At 72.2% G+C, this 21142-nt stretch carries 19 protein-coding genes and 1 pseudogene; 13 read left to right on the forward strand and 7 right to left on the reverse strand.

Annotation, left to right across the window (positions count from 1 at the left end):
- Positions 1-315: 315 nt before the first annotated feature.
- From OG432_RS11780 to ectA, 3 genes and pseudogenes are all read left to right on the forward strand, one after another.
- Positions 316-2070 (forward strand): acetyl/propionyl/methylcrotonyl-CoA carboxylase subunit alpha, encoded by a 1755-nt coding sequence (locus tag OG432_RS11780; protein WP_328310551.1) that lies wholly within the window; start codon positions 316-318, stop codon positions 2068-2070.
- Between the two features lie 260 nt (positions 2071-2330).
- Positions 2331-2543, forward strand: a pseudogene (locus OG432_RS11785) (ectoine synthase); the annotation flags it as partial.
- Entirely contained in the window at positions 2540-3088 is a 549-nt protein-coding gene (gene ectA / locus OG432_RS11790) for a diaminobutyrate acetyltransferase (protein ID WP_328310555.1), read from the forward strand. The pseudogene OG432_RS11785 and the gene ectA, both read left to right, overlap by 4 nt.
- 20 nt (positions 3089-3108) lie before the next feature.
- Here the strand turns inward: ectA and OG432_RS11795 are convergent, their stop codons facing one another.
- A complete protein-coding gene (locus tag OG432_RS11795; RefSeq protein ID WP_328310557.1) occupies positions 3109-4074 on the reverse strand; it encodes a GlxA family transcriptional regulator in 966 nt (321 codons plus the stop codon).
- 71 nt (positions 4075-4145) lie between these two features.
- Between OG432_RS11795 and OG432_RS11800 the strand changes: the two genes are divergently transcribed.
- Together OG432_RS11800 and OG432_RS11805 are read left to right on the forward strand one after the other, a co-directional pair.
- Complete coding sequence (locus OG432_RS11800) at positions 4146-5492, forward strand: MFS transporter (RefSeq protein WP_328310559.1); 1347 nt, start codon at positions 4146-4148, stop codon at positions 5490-5492.
- Positions 5493-5601: 109 nt separating this feature from the next.
- Positions 5602-6180: a TetR/AcrR family transcriptional regulator gene (locus OG432_RS11805; RefSeq protein ID WP_328310561.1), complete on the forward strand. Its 579-nt coding sequence runs from the start codon at positions 5602-5604 to the stop codon at positions 6178-6180.
- On the opposite strand, the gene OG432_RS11810 is transcribed toward OG432_RS11805, so the two are convergent.
- Together OG432_RS11810 and OG432_RS11815 are read right to left on the reverse strand one after the other, a co-directional pair.
- Positions 6177-7136 (reverse strand): DeoR/GlpR family DNA-binding transcription regulator, encoded by a 960-nt coding sequence (locus tag OG432_RS11810; RefSeq protein WP_328310563.1) that lies wholly within the window; start codon positions 7134-7136, stop codon positions 6177-6179. The two genes, OG432_RS11805 and OG432_RS11810, sit on opposite strands and share 4 nt — an antisense overlap.
- A 155-nt stretch (positions 7137-7291) precedes the next feature.
- A complete protein-coding gene (locus OG432_RS11815; protein WP_328310565.1) occupies positions 7292-8731 on the reverse strand; it encodes an NAD(P)H-quinone dehydrogenase in 1440 nt (479 codons plus the stop codon).
- Positions 8732-8955: 224 nt separating this feature from the next.
- On the opposite strand from OG432_RS11815, the gene OG432_RS11820 reads away from it, so the two are divergent.
- From OG432_RS11820 to OG432_RS11835, 4 genes are all read left to right on the forward strand, one after another.
- Positions 8956-9393, forward strand: coding sequence for a gamma-glutamylcyclotransferase (locus OG432_RS11820; protein WP_328310567.1), 438 nt, complete (start codon positions 8956-8958; stop codon positions 9391-9393).
- Between the two features lie 221 nt (positions 9394-9614).
- On the forward strand, positions 9615-10439 hold the full coding sequence (locus tag OG432_RS11825) for a purine-nucleoside phosphorylase (RefSeq protein WP_328310570.1): 825 nt from the start codon (positions 9615-9617) through the stop codon (positions 10437-10439).
- A 98-nt stretch (positions 10440-10537) separates the two neighbouring features.
- Complete coding sequence (locus OG432_RS11830) at positions 10538-12184, forward strand: phospho-sugar mutase (RefSeq protein ID WP_328310572.1); 1647 nt, start codon at positions 10538-10540, stop codon at positions 12182-12184.
- 180 nt (positions 12185-12364) lie between these two features.
- A complete protein-coding gene (locus tag OG432_RS11835; protein ID WP_443058373.1) occupies positions 12365-13600 on the forward strand; it encodes a hypothetical protein in 1236 nt (411 codons plus the stop codon).
- 22 nt (positions 13601-13622) lie between these two features.
- On the opposite strand, the gene OG432_RS11840 is transcribed toward OG432_RS11835, so the two are convergent.
- The 3 genes from OG432_RS11840 to OG432_RS11850 all read right to left on the reverse strand — a co-directional run bounded on the left by OG432_RS11840 (position 13623) and on the right by OG432_RS11850 (position 16126).
- On the reverse strand, positions 13623-14258 hold the full coding sequence (locus tag OG432_RS11840) for a PH domain-containing protein (protein ID WP_328310574.1): 636 nt from the start codon (positions 14256-14258) through the stop codon (positions 13623-13625).
- 49 nt (positions 14259-14307) lie between these two features.
- Entirely contained in the window at positions 14308-14925 is a 618-nt protein-coding gene (locus tag OG432_RS11845) for a class F sortase (RefSeq protein WP_328310575.1), read from the reverse strand.
- Between the two features lie 82 nt (positions 14926-15007).
- Positions 15008-16126, reverse strand: coding sequence for a hypothetical protein (locus OG432_RS11850; RefSeq protein WP_328310576.1), 1119 nt, complete (start codon positions 16124-16126; stop codon positions 15008-15010).
- Between the two features lie 243 nt (positions 16127-16369).
- On the opposite strand from OG432_RS11850, the gene deoC reads away from it, so the two are divergent.
- The 3 genes from deoC to OG432_RS11865 are packed head-to-tail and all read left to right on the forward strand — an operon-like array spanning position 16370 to position 19669.
- On the forward strand, positions 16370-17326 hold the full coding sequence (deoC, locus tag OG432_RS11855; RefSeq protein ID WP_328315073.1) for a deoxyribose-phosphate aldolase: 957 nt from the start codon (positions 16370-16372) through the stop codon (positions 17324-17326).
- An 11-nt stretch (positions 17327-17337) separates the two neighbouring features.
- Positions 17338-18783: an aldehyde dehydrogenase family protein gene (locus OG432_RS11860; protein ID WP_328315074.1), complete on the forward strand. Its 1446-nt coding sequence runs from the start codon at positions 17338-17340 to the stop codon at positions 18781-18783.
- Positions 18776-19669 (forward strand): aldehyde dehydrogenase family protein, encoded by an 894-nt coding sequence (locus OG432_RS11865; RefSeq protein ID WP_328310578.1) that lies wholly within the window; start codon positions 18776-18778, stop codon positions 19667-19669. The genes OG432_RS11860 and OG432_RS11865 overlap by 8 nt, the downstream gene beginning before the upstream one ends.
- A 138-nt stretch (positions 19670-19807) precedes the next feature.
- On the opposite strand, the gene OG432_RS11870 is transcribed toward OG432_RS11865, so the two are convergent.
- Positions 19808-20218 (reverse strand): hypothetical protein, encoded by a 411-nt coding sequence (locus OG432_RS11870; protein WP_328310580.1) that lies wholly within the window; start codon positions 20216-20218, stop codon positions 19808-19810.
- 134 nt (positions 20219-20352) lie between these two features.
- Between OG432_RS11870 and OG432_RS11875 the strand changes: the two genes are divergently transcribed.
- Positions 20353-20982: an ATP-binding protein gene (locus tag OG432_RS11875; protein ID WP_328310581.1), complete on the forward strand. Its 630-nt coding sequence runs from the start codon at positions 20353-20355 to the stop codon at positions 20980-20982.
- Positions 20983-21142: the final 160 nt, after the last annotated feature.

Below are 21142 nucleotides of genomic sequence, written 5' to 3' on the forward strand. Positions count from 1 at the left end.
CCGGGCAACAATGGCGGCGCTCCCGGGGCCGCCCACCCCGTCGCGCGGCCTTCCGGTCGCAAAGAATCATTCGGCCGTTCGTAGGGACCCCACAAAGAAACGCGGGGACCTGCTGGCGCCCGAGACAGAGACCTTGACCACACCCCACCGCTACTGTGCGGTACGGGAGCCCGGCGTACCGTGGTGCGACAAGGGATTTCGCGACTTGAGCGTGCCTCGAATCACACTCCGTGTGGGCAAGCTCACCATTGGGGACGGGTCGTAAGCCAGTGTGCGGCTTCCCTAAACTCAGCTTGTTTCAAGGAGGGAGCCATCGTGCGCAAGGTGCTCATCGCCAACCGAGGCGAAATTGCTGTCCGCGTTGCTCGGGCCTGCCGGGATGCCGGAATCGCGAGCGTAGCCGTCTACGCCGATCCGGACCGGGATGCACTGCATGTCCGGGCGGCGGACGAGGCATTCGCCCTGGGCGGTGACACCCCGGCGGCCAGCTATCTGGACATCGCCAAGGTGCTCGCGGCCGCGGCCGACTCGGGGGCGGACGCCGTCCACCCGGGTTACGGATTCCTCTCCGAGAACGCCGAGTTCGCCCAGGCGGTGCTCGACGCGGGTCTGACCTGGATCGGACCGCCCCCGCAGGCCATCCGTGACCTCGGCGACAAGGTGGCGGCCCGTCACATCGCCCAGCGCGCCGGCGCCCCGCTCGTCGCGGGCACCCCGGACCCGGTCTCGGGCTCGGACGAGGTGGTCGCGTTCGCCAAGGAACACGGCCTGCCCATCGCCATCAAGGCGGCCTTCGGCGGCGGCGGGCGCGGCCTGAAGGTCGCCCGCACCCTCGAAGAGGTGCCCGAGCTCTACGACTCGGCCGTCCGCGAGGCCGTCGCCGCCTTCGGCCGCGGCGAGTGCTTCGTCGAGCGCTACCTCGACAAGCCGCGCCACGTCGAGACCCAGTGCCTCGCCGACACCCACGGCAACGTGGTCGTCGTCTCCACCCGTGACTGCTCGCTCCAGCGCCGCCACCAGAAGCTGGTCGAGGAGGCCCCGGCGCCGTTCCTGACGGAGGCCCAGAACGCGGAGCTGTACGCCGCGTCCAAGGCGATCCTGAAGGAAGCCGGCTATGTCGGCGCGGGCACCGTCGAGTTCCTCGTCGGCGTCGACGGCACGATCTCCTTCCTGGAGGTCAACACCCGTCTCCAGGTCGAGCACCCGGTCACCGAAGAGGTCACCGGCATCGACCTGGTCCGCGAGATGTTCCGCATCGCGGACGGCGAGGCGCTCGGCTACGGCGACCCCGTCATGCGCGGCCACTCCTTCGAGTTCCGCATCAACGGCGAGGACCCGGGCCGCGGCTTCCTGCCCGCCCCCGGCACCGTCACGGTGTTCGCGCCGCCGTCCGGCCCCGGTGTCCGCCTCGACGCGGGCGTCGAGTCCGGCTCGGTCATCGGCCCCGCCTGGGACTCGCTGCTCGCCAAGCTGATCGTGACGGGCGCGACCCGTGAGCAGGCGCTCCAGCGTGCGGCGCGTGCGCTGGCGGAGTTCAACGTCGAGGGCATGGCCACGGCGATCCCCTTCCACCGCGCGGTCGTCGTCGACCCGGCGTTCACGTCCGACCCGTTCACCATCCACACCCGGTGGATCGAGACGGAGTTCGTCAACGAGATCCCGGCGTTCACGGCGACGGCCGACGCGGAGACGGACGAGGAGCCGGGCCGCGAGACGGTCGTCGTCGAGGTCGGCGGCAAGCGGCTCGAGGTCTCCCTGCCGTCCTCCCTCGGCATGACGCTGGCGCGGACCGCCGCGGCCGGTGGCGCCAAGCCCAAGCGCCGCGCCGCCAAGAAGGCCGGCTCGGCCGCCTCCGGCGACACCCTCGCCTCGCCCATGCAGGGCACGATCGTGAAGGTGGCGGTCGAGGAGGGGCAGGAGGTCAAGGAGGGCGACCTCATCGTCGTTCTTGAGGCCATGAAGATGGAGCAGCCGCTGAACGCGCACCGTGCGGGGACGGTCAAGAGCCTCGCGGCGGAGGTCGGCGCGTCCGTCTCCTCCGGCGCGGCGATCTGCGAGATCAAGGACTGACCTCCGGTCGTACCCAGGAGCCCCGGCCGCCGTGCGGCCGGGGCTCCTGTGCGTCGTGGGCCCGCGGCGCCGCGGGAAGCCCCGAGGGCGTCCCTCAACAGCCCCTCCTCGTAACGGCGTTGGCCCGGTGTGCGGGGCGCCGGATGCCCGAGCCCGGCGCCCCGCACACCGATCGGGCCCGCTCCGTGTCCGCGCGGTGATCGTTTTCGGCCATCGTGAGTCGACAGCTATCCCGGCGGGGACGGTACCCATGCCGCCGATCCGGACATGCCCGGTATCCGACGACGTACGGATCTTCGCGCGTGCTGATCACCCCCGGCACGATGTACCTCCTCGACGGACACGAGAAGCACACCCTGCGCCCCCGGGTCGACTCGACGTTCGTCTGCGTCTTCAACCCGCCCGTCACCGGACGCGAGGACCACGACGCCGACGGTGTCTACCCCCTGCTCACCGAGGAGGCCACCGCATGACCACCGCGACCACCACCCGGGTCCGCCCCCACTTCCGCACCCCGCGGGTGGAGGACGCCCACACGCTCTGGCAGATGGTCGACGAGAGCGACGCCCTGGACAACAACAGCCCCTACTACTACGCGCTGTGGTGCCGGGACTTCGCCTCCACCTCCCTCGTGGCCACCGTCGAGGACGACGTCGTCGGCTTCCTGACCGGCTACTTCCGCCCGGAGGCACCCGACACCTATCTGGTCTGGCAGGAGGCCGCGATGCCCTGCCACGGCATCCCGTTCCTCGGCGTGAAGCTGTTCGAACAGGCCGCCGACCGCGCCGTGGCCCAGGGCGCCCGCTACATCGAGGCCACCGTCTCCGCCGACAACAAGGCCATCATCATGGTCCTGAAGAAGGTCGCGAAGCGGTACGTCGCCGAGGTGGAGACCCGGGTTCTCTTCTCCGGCGACCTCTTCCCGGACGAGCACCACGACGAGGTGCTGTACCGGATCGGGCCCCTCGTCCCGGACGCTGCCGGGGCGACCCCCGGCGGGGCGGGCCCCGCCCGGTGACGACGGCGCGCGCGTACCGCTCAGTCCGTTCCACGGAACGTGTTGCGGTACGCGCGCGGCGACACCCCCAGGCTCTCCCGGAAGTGCAGGCGCATCGCCGTGCCGGTGCCGAAGCCGGCTTCCGCGGCGATCCGGTCCACCGGTTCGTCGGTCCCTTCCAGCAGCCGCCGCGCGTGCTGCAGCCGCTGCTCGGCGAGCCAGCGCATCGGTGTCGTGCCGGTCTCCGATACGAAGCGCCTGCTCAGCGTCCGTACGCTGACCGCCGCCTTGCGGGCCAGATCGTCGAGGGTCAGCGGCTCCCCCAGGCGGGAGAGCGCGTAGGAACGGGCGGCGGCCGTCGCACTGGCCCCGGGCTCGGGCACCGGCCGCTCGATGTACTGGGCCTGCCCGCCTTCCCGGTGCGGCGGGACGACCGTGCGCCGCGCGACCGTGTTGGCGACCTCGGCGCCGTGGTCGGACCGGATCATGTGCAGGCACAGATCGATGCCGGCGGCGACGCCCGCGGAGGTGAGCACGCCGGGATCGACGTGCACCTCCGGGTACAGGGTCCGCAGTTCGTCGCACGACTTCCAGTGGGTCGTCGCCCGCCGGCCCGCCAGCAGCCCGGCCGCTGCCAGCACGAACGACCCCGTACAGATCGACGCGATCCGCGCCCCCGCCGGAACGCGTGCCAGTGCCCGGCGCACCGGTTCCGCCAACCGCCCCCGCTCCTGCGGCTCGTAGTCCTCCACGGCGGCCGGCACGAGCACGGTGTCGGCGGCCTCCAGGGCTTGCGGACCGAGGGCGACGTTCACGGTGAAGTCCGCGTCCGTGGTCAGTTCGCCGGGCTCCGTCGCGCAGGTCACCACCGAGTACAGCGGTCCGCCACTTGCGTCGAGCGCGGTCCCGAACAGCCGGTGGACGATGCCCAGTTCCATCGGCAGCAGCCCGGGACGGACCAGGGTGACCACGCGGTGCGGGCGCTTCTCCTCGCGCAGGCCTGTCATGGCCAGATGCTTTCACTTCGCGTCCAGCAGGCCAGTGGTCGGGGTCGATCTCTTCACGAAGGATGGAACACATGGGTAAAGCGACCACCGAAGACCTCCGGGAACGCCGTCAACAACTCATCGACGACCACTCCTCGCCGGCTCCCCGGCGCGGGCCGACGGGTCACCGCGCCTGGTGGGTGGCGGCCGCCGCGGCGCTCGCGATCGTGGTCGCCGGTTCCTTCTCGACGATGCCCGGCATCCTCCAGGACCCGCTCCAGCAGGACTTCCACTGGTCGCGCGGGAGCATCGGCGTCGCCTCGTCGCTGAACATGGTCCTCTACGGGCTCACCGCGCCGTTCGCCGCCGCGCTCATGGACCGCTTCGGCATCCGGCGGGTGGTCGTCGCGGCCCTGACCACCGTCGCGGCCGGCGCCCTGCTCACCACGGTGATGAACGCCTCCTGGCAGTTCACGCTCTTCTGGGGGCTGCTCGTCGGGATCGGCACCGGCTCCATGGCCATGGCCTTCGGCGCCACCGTCACCAACCGCTGGTTCACCACCCGGCGGGGCCTCGTCACCGGAATCCTCTCCTCGGGCAGCGTCTTCGGGCAGATGGTGTTCCTGCCCGCGCTGTCCTGGACCATCGACCACTACGACTGGCGTCCCGCCCTGGTCAGCCTCGCGCTCGCCGCCCTGGCAGTGGCGCCGCTGGTGTGGCTGATCCTGCGCGACCATCCCGCCGACATCGGTCAGAAGCCGTACGGCAGTGAGGAGTTCGTGCCCAAGCCGGCGCCGGTCACGGGCGCGGCCCGCCGCACCCTCGTCGTGCTCCGGGACTCCGTACGCACCGCGCCCTTCTGGCTTCTCGCGGGCGCCTTCGCGATCTGCGGCGCGACCACCAACGGGATCATGTGGACCCACTTCACCCCTGCCGCCCACGACCACGGCATGGCCGTCACGACGGCGTCGACGCTGCTCGCCGCGATCGGCGTCTTCAACGTGGTGGGCACGATCGCCTCGGGCTGGCTCACCGACCGCATGGACGCGCGGCGCCTGCTCGCGGCGGCCTTCACCCTGCGCGGTCTGCTCCTCGTGCTGCTGCCCCTGATGATGGCGGCGACCGTCAACCCGGCGATGATGGTCTTCGTGGTCGCCTTCGGCCTGCTGGACCTCGCCACGGTGCCGCCCGTCATCGCCCTGTGCCGCACTTTCTACGGCGAGGACAGCGCGATCGTCTTCGGCTGGGTGAACGCGGCGCACCAGGTGGGTGCGGCGCTGGCGGCGCTGCTCGGAGGTGTGGCGCGGGACGTGTTCGGCAGCTACGACCCGGTGTGGCTCGTGCTGGGGGCGGCGTGCGCGGGGGCGGCGCTGGTGTCCCTGCTCATCCGCAAGCCCCGCCCGGCGGAGCCCCGCCGGGCCGTGCCGGCCGGGGCATGACCGCCCCGGCCCCCTCGTACGGCACCCGGCTCCGCCGCGCCCACCGCGGCGGAGCCGGGGGCAGGGGTACGGCCCCCGCACCCCCGGCAGGGGGTGGCATGCTGGTGGCATGGATGGGAAAACGGGTACGGGGGCCCGCCCCCTGCGCGCCGATGCGCGACGCAATCACGACCGCCTCCTCACCACCGCCCGCACCGCCTTCGCGGAACACGGCACGGACACCTCCCTGGAGGACGTGGCCCGCCGGGCCGGCGTGGGCATCGGCACCCTGTACCGGCACTTCCCCACCCGGCACGCCCTGCTGAGCGCGGTCTTCCAGAGCGAGGTGGACGTACTGCTCGCGCGGTCACGGGAGTTGCTCCATGCCGAGCAGCCCTGCACCGCGCTCATCGAGTGGCTGCGCGAGATCATCACGCACGCCGGCCTGTACCGCGGACTGGCCCGCGCCCTCATGTCCGCGTCGGGCGACGCGAGTTCCGCGCTCGCGCGGTGCAGCGAGCCGATGCGGCAGGCGGGCGACGCCCTGCTCGTACGGGCCCGTGACGCCGGTTCCGTACGCGCCGACGTCACCATCGCCGACCTCATGCAGCTGACCAACGCCATCGCGCTCGCCGCCGAACAGACCCCGGACGACCCGGAGTTGGCCGACCGGCTGCTCGCCCTCACCTACCGGGGCCTCAAGGCCTAGCGCCGTCGCAGGTCCGCGACCCTCGCCCGCTCCGCGGGGCCCTGCGGCTCGCCCATCGCCGCCGCGCTGCGCAACTGCGGCCCCGTACCGGGCGCGTGGGTGCGGCGCTGGCCGGGGAGCGGCATGTCGCGGCGCGGGGGGCGGCCGGGCGCGGGCTCACCGGCCGGGGTGCCCGAGGCGCCCGCCACGGCGATCTGCACCCCCTGGTCGGCGAGCGCCTGCAACTCCGTGGCGGCCCGGTCGTCGTGACCCGGGGGCTCGTCGGTGACGAGGCGCGTGATCACGTCCGTCGGCACCGTCTGGAACATCGTGTCGGCGCCGAGCTTGGTGTGGTCGGCCAGGACCACGACCTCGGCCGCCGCCTGGACCAGGGCGCGGTCCACGCTCGCGGAGAGCATGTTGGAGGTGGACAGGCCGCGCTCGGCGGTCAGACCGCTTCCGGACAGGAAGGCGCGCGAGACCCGCAGGCCCTGGAGGGACTGCTCGGCTCCGCTGCCCACGAGGGCGTAGTTGGAGCCGCGCAGCGTGCCTCCGGTCATGACGACCTCGACGCGGTTGGCGTGGGCCAACGCCTGCGCCACCAGAAGGGAGTTGGTGACGACGGTCAGCCCGGGGATCCGCGCGAGCCGGCGGGCCAGCTCCTGCGTGGTCGTCCCAGCGCCGACCACGATGGCCTCGCCCTCTTCGACGAGGCCCGCGGCGAGGTCGGCGATGGCCGTCTTCTCCGCGGTGGCTAGATGGGATTTCTGCGGGAAGCCGGACTCGCGGGTGAACCCGCCCGGCAGTACCGCACCGCCGTGCCGGCGGTCGAGGAGTCCTTCGGCCTCCAGCGCCCGCACGTCCCGCCGTACGGTCACTTCGGAGGTCTGGACGACACGGGCGAGCTCACGGAGCGATACCGCCCCGTTGGCGCGCACCATTTCGAGGATCAATTGGCGACGTTCTGCAGCGAACACGAAACTGACAGTAACCTGGGCGGCCGAATCTTCTCAGCAGTTTCCGCCGAATAACGGAAGGTGCACCCAAAGGGGGTCACCGAGTGGTATACGGGCCCCGAGCGCCCTCCGTCGGTCCGCTCCGCACTCGCCAACCCCCTGTCCCACCAGGGGTGTTACGCCTCTCCGGCCTTCTTGCGGGTGTGCAGCTGCCGCGCCACTTCGGCGATCGATCCCGACAGCGACGGGTACACGGTGAACGCATTCGCGATCTGTTCCACCGTCAGGTTGTTGTCGACCGCGATCGAGATCGGGTGGATCAGTTCGCTGGCGCGCGGCGCGACGACGCAGCCGCCGACGATGATGCCGGTGCCGGGGCGGCAGAAGATCTTCACGAAGCCGTCCCTGATGCCCTGCATCTTGGCGCGCGGGTTGCGAAGGAGCGGGAGCTTCACGACCCGGGCGTCGATCTTGCCCGCGTCCACGTCGGCCTGGGTGTAGCCGACGGTGGCGATCTCGGGGTCGGTGAAGACGTTGGAGGAGACGGTCTTCAGGTTCAGCGGGGCCACCGCGTCGCCCAGGAAGTGGTACATCGCGATGCGGCCCTGCATGGCGGCGACCGAGGCGAGCGCGAAGATGCCGGTCACGTCGCCGGCCGCGTACACGCCGGGGGCGGAGGTGCGCGAGACCTTGTCGGTCCAGATGTGGCCGGACTCCTTCAGGCGTACGCCCGACTCCTCCAGGGCCATGTTCGCGGTGTTGGGGATCGCGCCGACCGCCATCAGGCAGTGGCTGCCGCTGATGACCCGGCCGTCGGAGAGGGTCACCTCGACGCGGTCGCCGACGCGCTTGGCGGACTCGGCGCGCGAGCGGGCCATGACGTTCATGCCGCGGCGGCGGAACACGTCCTCCAGGACGGCGGCCGCGTCCGGGTCCTCGCCGGGCAGCACCCGGTCGCGGGAGGAGACCAGGGTGACCTTGGAGCCGAGCGCCTGGTAGGCGCCGGCGAACTCGGCGCCGGTGACGCCGGAGCCGACCACGATGAGCTCCTCGGGCAGCTCGTCCAGGTCGTACACCTGCGTCCAGTTGAGGATCCGCTCGCCGTCGGGCTGCGCGTCGGGCAGCTCGCGCGGGCTGCCGCCGGTGGCGATCAGGACGGCCTCGCAGGTGAGGATCTCCTCGGTGCCGTCGGCGGCCGTGACGATCACGTCGCGCGTGCCGTCGATGCCCTGCGGTCCGGCGAGCCGGCCGCGGCCGCGCATGACGCGGGCGCCCGCGCGCGTCACGGAGGCGGTGATGTCGTGGGACTGGGCGAGCGCGAGGCGCTTGACGCGGCGGTTGACCTTGCCCAGGTCCACGCCCACGACCCGGGCGGCCTGCTCCTCCGGCGGGGTGTCGTCGGCGACGAGGATGCCCAACTCCTCGTACGAAGAGTCGAAGGTCGTCATCACCTCGGCCGTCGCGATCAGGGTCTTCGACGGTACGCAGTCGGTGAGCACCGACGCCCCGCCCAGACCGTCGCAGTCCACGACGGTCACCTCCGCGCCGAGCTGGGCGCCCACCAGGGCCGCCTCGTATCCGCCCGGTCCGCCACCGATGATCACGATCCGCGTCACGAAAAAGTCCGCCTCGTAGTGTCGATCCCGGCCTGCCTGCCCGCCCGGCCGGGGGTCCGGGGCGGGGCCCCGGGGGAACGCAGTACGTACCTCATTGTCCCGCACGCTTCAAGTGTCTTCGCCCCGGGGGCGCCATTCGGCCGCGGTGGCGGATTCCGGCGTGGCCGCGGTGTGGGCGGGCGGCGCGAAGTGCCCCCGCGGGCCACTGTCGTACCCTCGACACCATGTCGCTCTACGCCGCGTACGCCGGCAACCTGGATCCGCGGCTGATGACCCGCCGCGCCCCGCACTCTCCGCTGCGCGGCACCGGCTGGCTCAACGGCTGGCGCCTGACGTTCGGCGGGGAGCAGATGGGCTGGGAGGGTGCCCTCGCGACGATCGTCGAGGCGCCCCGCTCGCAGGTCTTCGTCGCCCTGTACGACATCGCGCCGCCCGACGAGGAGTCGATGGACCGGTGGGAGGGCGTCGGGCTCGACATCTACCGCCGGATGCGGGTGCGGGTGCACACCCTGGACGGCGAGGACGCGGCCTGGCTGTACGTCCTGAACGGCTACGAGGGGGGCCTGCCCTCGGCCCGGTACCTCGGTGAGCTGGCCGACGCGGCCGAGTCGGCGGGCGCGCCGCACGACTATGTGATGGAGCTGCGCAAGCGCCCCTGCTGAGACCCGCCGCAGGTCACAGGCGCCCGGCCACGATGCGTGGCCGGGCTTTCGTGTGAAGCCACAAACGGATCGGACAGTTCCGTTATCCTGCACATCTACGCGCGTAGGACTTCACCGGTTACGCTCGTGCGCGTACTTCTTCTTTACCGGGGGAAAACCCCTCGGACCCGGCCGGACAGACACCGGGCGGGACGACGTTCCTTCGCGAGGCGAGAGACCCAGTGAACGCATCTGCCATCCCGGACCTGCTCCAGGACGACCCCCACTCCGCGGCCGACGCCGCCGCCGCGCGCCTGCGCGAGCTCACCGGCGCCGAGACCCACGACGTCGCCCTGGTGATGGGCTCCGGCTGGGCCCCGGCCGTCGACGCCCTCGGCACCCCCGAGGCCGAGTTCCCCGTGACCGAGCTGCCCGGCTTCCCGGCGCCGGCCGTCGAGGGCCACGGCGGCAAGATCCGCTCGTACAAGATCGGCGCCAAGCGCGTGCTGGTCTTCCTCGGCCGTACGCACTTCTACGAGGGCCGTGGCGTCGCCTCCGTCTCGCACGGCGTGCGCACCGCCGTCGCCGCCGGCTGCAAGACCGTCGTCCTGACCAACGGCTGCGGTGGTCTGCGCGACGGCATGCGCCCCGGCCAGCCGGTCCTCATCAGCGACCACATCAACCTGACGGCCACCTCGCCGATCATCGGCGCCAACTTCGTGGACCTCACCGACCTGTACTCGCCGCGACTGCGCGCGCTGTGCAAGGAGGTCGACGAGACGCTGGAAGAGGGCGTCTACGTCCAGTTCCCCGGCCCGCACTACGAGACCCCGGCCGAGATCAACATGGTCCGCGTGCTCGGCGGCGACCTCGTCGGCATGTCCACCGTGCTCGAAGCCATCGCCGCCCGCGAGGCCGGCGCCGAGGTCCTCGGGATCTCGCTCGTCACCAACCTCGCCGCCGGCCTGACCGGCGAGCCCCTCAACCACGAAGAGGTGCTCCAGGCCGGCCGCGACTCTGCGGCACGCATGGGCGAGCTGCTCACCCGGGTGCTCGACCGCATCTGAGCCGCACCGCGGCGCTTCCCCGCAAGCACTCCAGCACCGCAGCACCGCAGCACCGCAGCACCGCAAGCACCGAAAGCCCTCCCCGAAAGGCTGACAACGTGACGCAGGATCTGATCGCGCGGGCCCAGGCCTGGCTGGCCGAGGACCCCGACAGCGAGACGCGCGACGAGCTGGCCAAGCTCATCGAGAGTTCGGCCGACGCCGAGCACGCCGCGGAACTGGCCGCGCGGTTCAGTGGCACGCTCCAGTTCGGCACCGCCGGGCTCCGCGGCGAGCTGGGCGCCGGGCCGATGCGGATGAACCGCTCCGTCGTCATCCGCGCCGCCGCCGGCCTCGCCGCGTACCTGAAGGCCAAGGGGCAGGGCGACGGGCTCGTCGTCATCGGGTACGACGCCCGTTACAAGTCCGCGGACTTCGCGCGGGACACCGCGGCCGTCATGGTCGGCGCCGGGCTGAAGGCGACGGTCCTTCCGCGGCCGCTGCCGACGCCCGTACTGGCCTACGCCATAAGGCACTTGGGCGCCGTCGCCGGTGTCGAGGTGACGGCCAGCCACAACCCGCCGCGGGACAACGGCTACAAGGTGTACCTCGGCGACGGCTCGCAGATCGTGCCGCCGGCCGACGCGGAGATCGCCGCCGAGATCGCCGCCGTCGCCTCGCTGCACGACGTGCCGCGGCCCGAGAGCGGCTGGGAGGTGCTCGGGGACGAGGTCCTCGACGCCTATCTGGCGCGTACGGACGCGGTGTTGACCCCCGGGTCGCCGCGCACCGCGAACGTCGTCTACACGGCGATGCACGGCGTCGGAAAGGACGTACTGCTGGCCGCGTTCGCGCGGGCCGGGTTCCCCGAGCCGGTGCTGGTGGCCGAACAGGCCGAGCCCGACCCGGCGTTCCCGACGGTGGCCTTCCCCAACCCGGAGGAGCCGGGCGCGATGGACCTGGCGTTCGCCACGGCCCGCCGCACCGACCCCGACATCGTGCTCGCCAACGACCCGGACGCCGACCGGTGCGCGGCCGCGGTCAAGGACCGCGACGGCCAGTGGCGGATGCTGCGCGGCGACGAGGTCGGCGCACTGCTCGCCGCCCACCTCGTCTCCAAGGGCGTGACCGGCGTGTTCGCCGAGTCGATCGTGTCGTCCTCGCTGCTCGGCCGCATCGCCGAGGCGGCGGGGCTCGGCTACGAGGAGACGCTCACCGGGTTCAAGTGGATCGCCCGCGTGGAGGACCTGCGCTACGGCTACGAGGAGGCGCTCGGCTACTGCGTCGACCCCGAGGGCGTGCGCGACAAGGACGGCATCACGGCCGCCCTGGCCTTCGCCGAGCTGGCCTCCATCCTGAAGGAGCAGGGCCGCACGGTCCTCGACCTCCTCGACGAGTTGGCCCTGGAACACGGGCTGCACGCCACCGACCAGCTGTCGGTCCGCGTGGAGGACCTCACGGTGATCTCGGACGCGATGGCGCGCCTGCGCGAGCAGCCGCCGACCTCGCTGGCCGGCCTCGCGGTGACGAGGGCGGAGGACCTGACGGAGGGCACCGAGCAGCTGCCGCCCACCGACGGTCTGCGGTACTACCTGGAGGGCGCCCGGGTGATCGTGCGCCCGAGCGGCACCGAGCCGAAGCTCAAGTGCTACCTGGAGGTCGTCGTTCCGGTCGCCTCCGCCGACGAGCTGGACGCGGCCCGCGCCAAGGGCGCCGAGCTGCTCGCCGGAATCAAGAAGGACCTGGCGGCGGCCGCCGGAATCTGACGCACACGGGCAGCAGGACCGGGGCGGTGGTCAATCGACCACCGCCCCGGTCCTGCTTTCGGGTGATTTCGTACGGCAGTTGACGCAACGGTGCCGCATCCGGCCGGGGCGCGCGAGAAAGGGTGACCCGTACCTGGTGACCCGTACCTTTCGCCGCGCCCGAGCCAAGGAGCTGTCGCAGTGCCCCCGACCGCCCCGTCCCCAGCGACGGCCACGGGCCGTCGCGGACCCGTCCCCGCCGCCCGCCGCCGGGCCGCCCCGCGCGGCACGGCCGCCCGGCCCCCCGCCCGGGAGCGGGCCCGCACCGCTCTTCGGTACGCGGGGCCCGCCCTGCTCGGCTACCTCGCGGTGCGCCTCTTCGGGGTACTCGTCCTCGCGAAGTGGGCGCACGTGCGCCACCACGGCCTGTGGCCGGTCCTCGCGAAGTCCTGGGACTCCAACTGGTACCTCGGCATCGCGAACCACGGCTACGTGCTCCCCTCCGACCCCCACGAGCCGAGCGACCTCGCGTTCTTCCCGCTGTATCCGGCCCTGGTGAAGGCGGTCGCCGCTGTCACGCCGGGCTCGCGGGCCAGCGTCGGGCTGCTGCTCGCCGTCGCGTTCTCGCTGGTGGCCGCCTGCGGGGTGTTCGCGGTCGGCGACCGCCTGCACGGCCGGCGCGCGGGCACCCTGCTAGCGGTGCTGTGGGCCGCGCTGCCGGTCGGCGTGGTGCAGTGGATGGGCTACACCGAATCCCTGTTCACCGCGCTGACGGCCTGGTCCCTGTACTGCGTGCTGACCGGGCGCTGGGTCGTGGCGGGCTCGCTCGCGGCGCTCGCGGGCCTCACCCGCCCCACCGGCGTCGCGCTCGCGGCCGCGGTCTCGCTCGCCGCGCTCACGGCCCTCGTACGCGACCGGCGCGGCGCGGGGCGACCGGCGCGGGGAGCCGTCCTGGGCGCGGTGCTGGCCCCGGCCGGCTGGTGCGCCTACGTGGCCTGGGTGGGGGTGCGGGTCGGGCGCTGGGACGGCTACTTCGCGGTGCAGAAGGTGTGGGAGAACCAGTGGGACGGCGGCGTCGGCACCCTGCGCGACATCCGCGGGCTGCTCGTGTACGCGAACCGGCCACCGCTGTTCCTGGTCCTGGTGACCGTGATCCTCATCGGGTCCTGCGCCCTGTACCTGCTCTGCCTCGCCGACCGCCAGCCGCTGGTGCTGCTGGCCTTCACGGGCGCCCTGCTCGTGGTCGTGCTCGGCAGCGGCGGGGTCTACTTCCCGCGGGCCCGCTTCCTGGTGCCCGGTTTCCCGCTGCTGCTCCCGGTCGCGCTCGCCCTGGCGCGGGCCCGGCGCACGACGACCGTCCTGGTGCTCGGCGCGGCCACCCTGTCCTCGGCGTGGCTCGGCGCGTACATGCTGCTGGTGTGGCCGGGCCCGCCGTGAGGGCGGCCGGCCGGCGGCGCGGTCAGCCGATGGCCAGCAGGACCACGAAAAGGACCGCGCCGACGGCCGCGGGCACGATGATCTCGTACGCCCAGCGGATGCCCACCGTGCCCTGCGCACTCTCGCGCGAGGCGCCCTGTTCGGCGAGTTCGCGCAGGTCACGGATGTTCTGGTCGGTGGAGGCCATCCGGGCCTTGGTGTCGGTGACGTCGGCGAACACGGACGCGTTCCGGCCCGTGTCGAGCGAAGCGTCCCTGGCCTGACGGCGGGCGGCCCGCTTGCGCTGGCGCAGCGACACGGGGATCGCCCACAGCTGGTACTTGCCGCCCGACTGGTCGAAGACCTCGCTGGAGTATCCGGCCCGTACGTCCGCGACACACGCCCAGGGCAGGGTGATCGTGCGGAACGGGTTGCGCACCAGGAGCCGGTCGCCGCTCGCGAAGACCGCGGGGCGCAGGCTGAAGCCGACGATCAGCGGCACCACGCAGAGCAGCACGGCGAGCGCGAGCCAGGGCGCGTTGCCGTGGCCCTGGACCACGGCGTCGATGCCGAGCCAGAGGCCGAGCGCGAGCAGCAGCGCGCCGCCTGCGATGCCGGCGGGTGAGCGGTAGATCCGGTCGGCGTAGGCCGGCTCTGCGGGCGGCGTGGGGCTCGTCATGGCCCGATTCTGCCTCACGTCCACCGCGCGCCCCTTCGGCCGGTCCTCCTCAGCCCACCAGATCCGCGTACACGATGATGTTGTCGGGCCGGTGGCCCCCGGTCAGCCGGCCGCCGCAGGTGATGATCCGCAGCTCGGGGCGGTCGGTGTTGCCGTACACCTTCGCGGTCGGGAAGGTCTTCTTGTCGACCTGTTCGAGGGCGCGGACCGCGAACTCGGCGGTCTTGCCGTCGGCGCGCGTGACCGAGACGGTGTCGCCGACCTTCACCTGGGAGACGTTGCGCAGGACGGCCGGGCCCTTGACGGTGTCGAAGTGTCCGATGAGCACGGCGGGCCCGGTCTGGCCCGGGGTGACCCCCTTGTCGTACCAGCCGATCCTGTCCGCGTCGGCCACGGAGGGCACCTCCACGCTGCCGTCGGCGGCGAGCCCCAGATCGAGGATCGGGCTCGCGTCGACCCCGGCCGCCGGGATCCGCACGCGCACCGGCTTGGAGGCGGGCAGCGCGGTCGCGGCCTTGGCGGCGGCGGGGGCACTGGAGGGGGCGGAGATGTTCGGCGGGGGCGTGGCGGGCTTCGCGGCGTCGGAGCCGCAGCCGACGGCCGAGGTCCCGAGGGCGAGCAGGAACAGGGCGGCGGCGGCCGAACGGGCGGCGCGGCTACGGGACATGAGGTGCTCCGGGAGCAGAAGGGCGGCGGGCCTCCGTTCGGGGAGGCCCACCGTGGACGAGCCGTGGACGAGCCGTGGACGATCAGATGCGCGCGGCCGACCGGCGCCGCAGCGCGACGAACCCGATCCCGCCGGCGGCGGCGGCCGCGGCCCCGCCCGCGATCAGCGCGCCCTTGTCGCTGCCGCCCTGCTTGAACTCGGCACCGGCCGCGACCGCGCCCTTGGGCACGACGGTGGTCTGCCCGCCGTTCTGGACCGGGGAGTTGACCGGACTCTGCGCCGGGGTCTTGGCGGGCGTGGTGTTCACGCAGCCGGCCGGCAGCTTGGGGAATGCGGTGTAGCCGTAGGGGGTGTTCCCGCCCTGGGTGCGCTGGCCGAGCCGGGGGGTGGCGCCGTTCGCGCCGTCGATGATCACGCCGAGCGCCTTGTCGTTGGGGTGGGCGCGGTCGACGGTGGAGATCGTCTTGAACTGGGAGTCCCGCAGGACCGCCTTCGGACCCTGAGGGCTGTTGGTGAGCTTCACCGACTCGCCGGCGCGGTAGACGCTGGTGACGACCGTGGTCACCGTGCAGCCGGAGCGGCCCGAGGTGTACTCGGAACGCACCGCGCCCGTCGTGGCGTTGAGGGTCAGGTGCATCCCGCGGAAGAACCCGTCCACGTCCTCCCCCTCGGTCTGGAGCACCGTCACCGTCTTGCCCCCGGTGACGACGTCGGCGCGGTAACGGCCCGGGGCGGTCCTGCTCACCTTGACCTTCTCGCCGTCGGCCAGCGTGTAGGTGCCGGAGACGAGGCAGGACGCGGGGACCTCCGGGAAGGGCTGCGACTTCCAGGATTTGTTCCCGCTCTCGCTGCGCTGGAAGAAGGTCACCTTGCCGTCCGTGCCCACCTCGAGCCGGATGCCGTGGCCGTAGTCCATGGGGTGGGCGCGGTCGACGGTGGCGACGACGTTGCCCTTGGCGTCCAGGAGCTCCGCCTTGGGGCCCTTCGCCAGGTCGTCACTGAGGACGACGGTCGTGTCCGGCAGCTGCGACGGGACGGTCTTGCTGACGTGGCAGGGGGCGGCGGCCGGCGCCGTGGCAGAGGTGGCCGCGAACGCGGTGGCCGGGGTGAGGAGGGCTCCGGCAAGGGCGGCGACGGCGATCGCGGCGCGAAGGGAAGTGCGGAGCGAGGTGCGGAGCGAGGTGCGGGCGTAGGTCGACATGAACGACTCCATGGCACGGGGCGGCCGAGTGGCCGGAGAAGGAAGAAGTGGAGGTCACATGCCGCCTCCTCTGCCGGGTGGGGCCGTTGAGGCTGGGCGGGGCTGCAAGAAGAAATCTAGGGAACACCTGTGTGGGAAGCGTCCGCTCACTGTCACGGGCGCGTGACAGAACTCACCCCCTCCCACCTGCACCCCCAGGGCTGTACAGGCAGCTACGCGCGTAGATATGCTCATCTGGTGACCATGCCCACCAATGCACCTTCTGCTGCCCTCGCCGACGCGACCGCGTCCGACGGCGCGCTGCGTCGCTTCCTCCACGGGCTCCCCGGCATCGACCCGGTGGGCCTGGAAGCGCGTGCCGCGTCCCTCGGCACCCGCTCGATCAAGACTTCGGCCAAGGCGTACGCCATCGACCTGGCCATTTCGATGATCGACCTGACGACGCTGGAAGGCGCGGACACCCCGGGCAAGGTCCGGGCGCTCGCCGCCAAGGCCGTCAATCCCGACCCGACCGACCGCTCCGCCCCCCACACCGCCGCCGTCTGTGTCTATCCGGACATGGTGGCGACCGCCAAGGAGGTGCTGAAGGGCTCGGACGTCAAGGTCGCGTCCGTCGCCACCGCCTTCCCGGCGGGCCGCGCCGCCCTTCCCGTGAAGCTCGCCGACGTGCGGGACGCGATCGCGGCCGGGGCCGACGAGATCGACATGGTGATCGACCGGGGCGCGTTCCTCGCCGGTCACTACCTCAAGGTCTACGAGGAGATCGCGGCCGTCCGCGCCGAGTGCGGCGAACAGGCCCGCCTCAAGGTCATCTTCGAGACCGGCGAGCTGTCGACGTACGACAACATCCGCCGCGCCAGCTGGCTCGGCATGATGGCCGGCGCCGACTTCATCAAGACGTCGACGGGCAAGGTCGCGGTCAACGCCACCCCCTCCAACACCCTCGTCCTGCTCGAAGCCGTACGGGACTTCCGCGCGCAGACCGGGACGCAGGTCGGCGTGAAGCCGGCCGGCGGCATCCGCAACACCAAGGAAGCCATCAAGTTCCTGGTCCTGGTCAACGAGACCGTGGGCGAGGACTGGCTGGACAACCGCTGGTTCCGCTTCGGCGCCTCCTCGCTGCTCAACGACCTGCTGATGCAGCGTCAGAAGCTGGCGACCGGCCGCTACTCCGGCCCCGACTACGTGACGGTGGACTGATCACCATGGCAATGGAAAACAAGACGGCCGCGTTCGCGTACGCGCCCGCGCCCGAGTCCCGCTCGGTCGTCGACATCGCGCCGTCCTACGGCCTGTTCATCGACGGCGAGTTCACCGAGGCCGCCGACGGCAAGGTCTTCAAGACCGTCTCGCCGTCCACCGAGGAGGTCCTGTCCGAGGTCGCCCGCGCCGGCGCCGAGGACGTGGACCGCGCCGTGAAGGCCGCGCGCAGGGCGTTCGAGACGTGGTCGGCCCTGCCCGGCTCCGAGCGCGCCAAGTACCTGTTCCGCATCGCCCGGATCATCCAGGAGCGCAGCCGCGAGCTGGCCGTCCTGGAGACCCTGGACAACGGCAAGCCGATCAAGGAGACCCGCGACGCGGACCTCCCCCTGGTCGCCGCGCACTTCTTCTACTACGCGGGCTGGGCCGACAAGCTCGACCACGCCGGGTGGGGCGCGAACCCGCGCCCGCTGGGCGTGGCCGGCCAGGTCATCCCGTGGAACTTCCCGCTCCTGATGCTGGCCTGGAAGATCGCCCCGGCGCTCGCCACCGGCAACACGGTCGTCCTGAAGCCCGCCGAGACCACGCCCCTCTCGGCGCTGTTCTTCGCGGACATCTGCCGACAGGCGGGCCTGCCCAAGGGTGTCGTCAACATCCTTACGGGCTACGGCGACGCGGGCCAGGCCCTGGTCGAGCACGCGGACGTCAACAAGGTCGCCTTCACCGGCTCGACCGCCGTCGGCAAGGCCATCGCCCGCTCGGTGGCCGGCACCGACAAGAAGGTCACCCTTGAGCTGGGCGGCAAGGGCGCCAACATCGTCTTCGACGACGCCCCCATCGACCAGGCCGTCGAGGGCATCGTCACCGGCATCTTCTTCAACCAGGGCCAGGTCTGCTGCGCGGGCTCGCGCCTGCTCGTCCAGGAGTCGATCCAGGACGAGCTGCTCGACTCGCTCAAGCGCCGTCTGTCCACGCTGCGCCTCGGTGACCCGCTGGACAAGAACACCGACATCGGCGCCATCAACTCCGCCGAGCAGCTGGCCCGTATCACCGCGCTCACCGAGACGGGCGAGGCGGAGGGCGCCGAGCGCTGGTCCGCCCCGTGCGAACTGCCCTCGGCCGGTTACTGGTTCGCCCCGACGCTGTTCACCAACGTCACCCAGGCGCACACCATCGCCCGCGACGAGATCTTCGGCCCGGTCCTTTCCGTGCTGAGCTTCCGCACCCCGGACGAGGCCGTCGCCAAGGCCAACAACAGCCAGTACGGCCTCTCGGCCGGCATCTGGACGGAGAAGGGCTCGCGCATCCTCGCGGTCGCGGGCAAACTCCGCGCCGGAGTGGTGTGGGCCAACACGTTCAACAAGTTCGACCCGACCTCGCCGTTCGGCGGCTACAAGGAGTCGGGCTTCGGCCGCGAGGGCGGCCGGCACGGCCTGGAGGGCTACCTCGATGTCTGAGACTCCGACGCGGCTGAGCGTCTTCAAGACCTACAAGCTGTACGTGGGCGGGAAGTTCCCGCGTTCCGAGAGCGGCCGGGTGTACGAAGTGGTCGACAGCAAGGGCAAGTGGCGGGCCAACGCGCCCCTTTCGTCCCGCAAGGACGCGAGGGACGCGGTCGTCGCGGCCCGCAAGGCGTTCGGCGGCTGGTCCGGCGCGACCGCCTACAACCGCGGCCAGATCCTCTACCGCATCGCCGAGATGCTGGAGGGCCGCAAGGGCCAGTTCGTGCACGAGGTCGCCGACGCCGAGGGCCTCTCCAAGTCCAAGGCGGCCGCCGTCGTCGAGGCGGCGATCGACCGCTGGGTCTGGTACGCGGGCTGGACCGACAAGATCGCCCAGGTCGTGGGCGGCGCCAACCCGGTCGCGGGCCCCTTCTTCAACCTCTCCACGCCCGAGCCGACCGGCGTGGTCACGGTCCTCGCCCCGCAGGAGTCGTCCTTCCTCGGCCTGGTCTCGGTCGTCGCGCCCGTCATCGCGACCGGCAACACCGCGGTCGTCATCGCCTCCGAGCAGGCCCCCCTGCCCGCGCTCTCACTGGGCGAGGTGCTCGCCACCTCCGACCTGCCGGGCGGCGTGGTCAACATCCTGTCCGGGAAGACGGCGGAGATCGCCGCGCCGCTCGCCGCGCACCAGGACGTCAACGCGATCGACCTGACGGGCGCGGGCGCCGAGCTCGCGCGCGACCTGGAGATCGCCGCGGCGGACAACCTCAAGCGCGTGCTGCGCGCCAAGGCCGTCGACTTCACCGCGGACCCGGGCACCGAGCGTCTCACCGCGTTCCTGGAGACCAAGACGGTCTGGCATCCGACGGGTTCGCTGGGCGCGTCCGGCTCCGCGTACTGACCGCGTACTGACCGCGTGCTGAGCGCGTGCTGAGCCGTCGTACGGCACGGAGGGCGGCGTACGTCACGGAGGCCGCCGAGCCGTGCTGAAGGGCCCCGCCGAGAACGGCGGGGCCCTTCTTGCGTGTCCTTCGGCCGGTCAGCCCGGCAGCGCGCCGGTGACCCCGCCCACCACGGGGAGGTCCTTGAGGGCGGCGCCGCTCGTCAGGACGCCGGTCGCCGCGGTCGTCGACACCGGCTTGAAGTCGGCGACCTGGGTGGCGACTCCGTTGGTCAGCGGGTCGACGCCGGTGTTGGCCAGCGGGTCGAGCCGCAGACCCGTCAGCGGCCCGACGGCGTGGCCGACCGACCCGGTCAGGCCCTGCACGCCCGCCGCGAGGTCGTTGGCGGTCGCGCTGTGGCCGAGCGCGGACGCGGGGAGCGGCGCGGCCTGGGCTGCCGTGCCCGCGCCGGCGAGGGCCGCGCCGGCCGCGGTGACGGTGAGCCCGGCGCGCAGCAGTGCCCGGCGGCGCCGGGCGCCGGCCGGGTTGGGGGCCTCGTGATGTCCCATGGGGTTCCCACTCACTCTCGTACGGTGTGGAGCGTAATCACGCGATCGCGAAGCGTAGTTGAGATGTGATGCTCGATACCAACGGCGTCCCGGAGGGGTCCCACGCACGGGTGCATGGCCCACACTGGTGACCCGTGAGTTCATCTGCCATTGTGACGCGCGTCGTTCTGCTCTCGGGGCCCTCCGGCTCCGGCAAGTCGTCCCTCGCGGCGCGCGCGGGCCTGCCCGTACTGCGCCTCGACGACTTCTACAAGGAGGGCGACGACCCGACCCTGCCGGTGGTGACGGGCAGTTCGGACATCGACTGGGACTCCCCGCTGTCCTGGGACGCCGACGCGGCGGTCCGGGCCATCGTCGAGCTGTGCGACACGGGACGCACCGCGGTGCCCGTCTACTCGATCGCGACGAGCTCCATCACCGGCGCCACCGAGCTCGGCATCGGCCGCACCCCGCTCTTCGTCGCGGAGGGCATCTTCGCCGCCGACATCGTCACCCGCTGCCAGGAACTCGGGGTGCTCGCGGACGCGATCTGTCTGCGCGGCCGCCCTTCCACGACCTTCCGCCGCAGGCTGCTGCGCGATCTGCGGGAGGGCCGCAAGTCGGTGGCGTTCCTGCTGCGCCGCGGCTGGCGCCTCATGCGCGCCGAGCGTGCGATCGTCGCCCGCCAGTCGGCGCTCGGCGCGCACCCCTGCGACAAGCGGGAGGCGCTCGGCCGCATCGCCGGGGCGGCCGCGGGCCGCTCCCGCACGGCGGCCGCGGCCTAGGTCGTGTCGTCGAAGTCCCGCCCGGCCGGCTCCGCCCGCATATACAGATCCGCCCGCATCCGTGCGGGCACGACGAAGCGGCGGGGCCGATGGCCCCCCCGCTTCCCCCCGTACCCCCCGTACCCCGCGCGGGGTCCCCGTGTCCCCCGTGGACCCCGCG

Source organism: Streptomyces sp. NBC_00442 (assembly GCF_036014195.1).
Classification (GTDB): Bacteria; Actinomycetota; Actinomycetes; order Streptomycetales; family Streptomycetaceae; genus Streptomyces.

What these genes read in the sequence shown, in the direction of transcription:
- OG432_RS11805 (WP_328310561.1), top strand. Translation starts at nt 5,602, where the DNA reads ATGGATGGGAAAACGGGTACGGGGGCCCGCCCCCTGCGCGCCGATGCG.
- deoC (WP_328315073.1), top strand. Translation starts at nt 16,370, where the DNA reads ATGCCCACCAATGCACCTTCTGCTGCCCTCGCCGACGCGACCGCGTCC.
- OG432_RS11795 (WP_328310557.1), bottom strand. Translation starts at nt 4,074, where the DNA reads ATGACAGGCCTGCGCGAGGAGAAGCGCCCGCACCGCGTGGTCACCCTG.
- OG432_RS11800 (WP_328310559.1), top strand. Translation starts at nt 4,146, where the DNA reads ATGGGTAAAGCGACCACCGAAGACCTCCGGGAACGCCGTCAACAACTC.
- OG432_RS11865 (WP_328310578.1), top strand. Translation starts at nt 18,776, where the DNA reads ATGTCTGAGACTCCGACGCGGCTGAGCGTCTTCAAGACCTACAAGCTG.
- OG432_RS11820 (WP_328310567.1), top strand. Translation starts at nt 8,956, where the DNA reads ATGTCGCTCTACGCCGCGTACGCCGGCAACCTGGATCCGCGGCTGATG.
- OG432_RS11840 (WP_328310574.1), bottom strand. Translation starts at nt 14,258, where the DNA reads ATGACGAGCCCCACGCCGCCCGCAGAGCCGGCCTACGCCGACCGGATC.
- ectA (WP_328310555.1), top strand. Translation starts at nt 2,540, where the DNA reads ATGACCACCGCGACCACCACCCGGGTCCGCCCCCACTTCCGCACCCCG.
- OG432_RS11845 (WP_328310575.1), bottom strand. Translation starts at nt 14,925, where the DNA reads ATGTCCCGTAGCCGCGCCGCCCGTTCGGCCGCCGCCGCCCTGTTCCTG.
- OG432_RS11870 (WP_328310580.1), bottom strand. Translation starts at nt 20,218, where the DNA reads ATGGGACATCACGAGGCCCCCAACCCGGCCGGCGCCCGGCGCCGCCGG.
- OG432_RS11860 (WP_328315074.1), top strand. Translation starts at nt 17,338, where the DNA reads ATGGAAAACAAGACGGCCGCGTTCGCGTACGCGCCCGCGCCCGAGTCC.
- OG432_RS11850 (WP_328310576.1), bottom strand. Translation starts at nt 16,126, where the DNA reads ATGTCGACCTACGCCCGCACCTCGCTCCGCACCTCGCTCCGCACTTCC.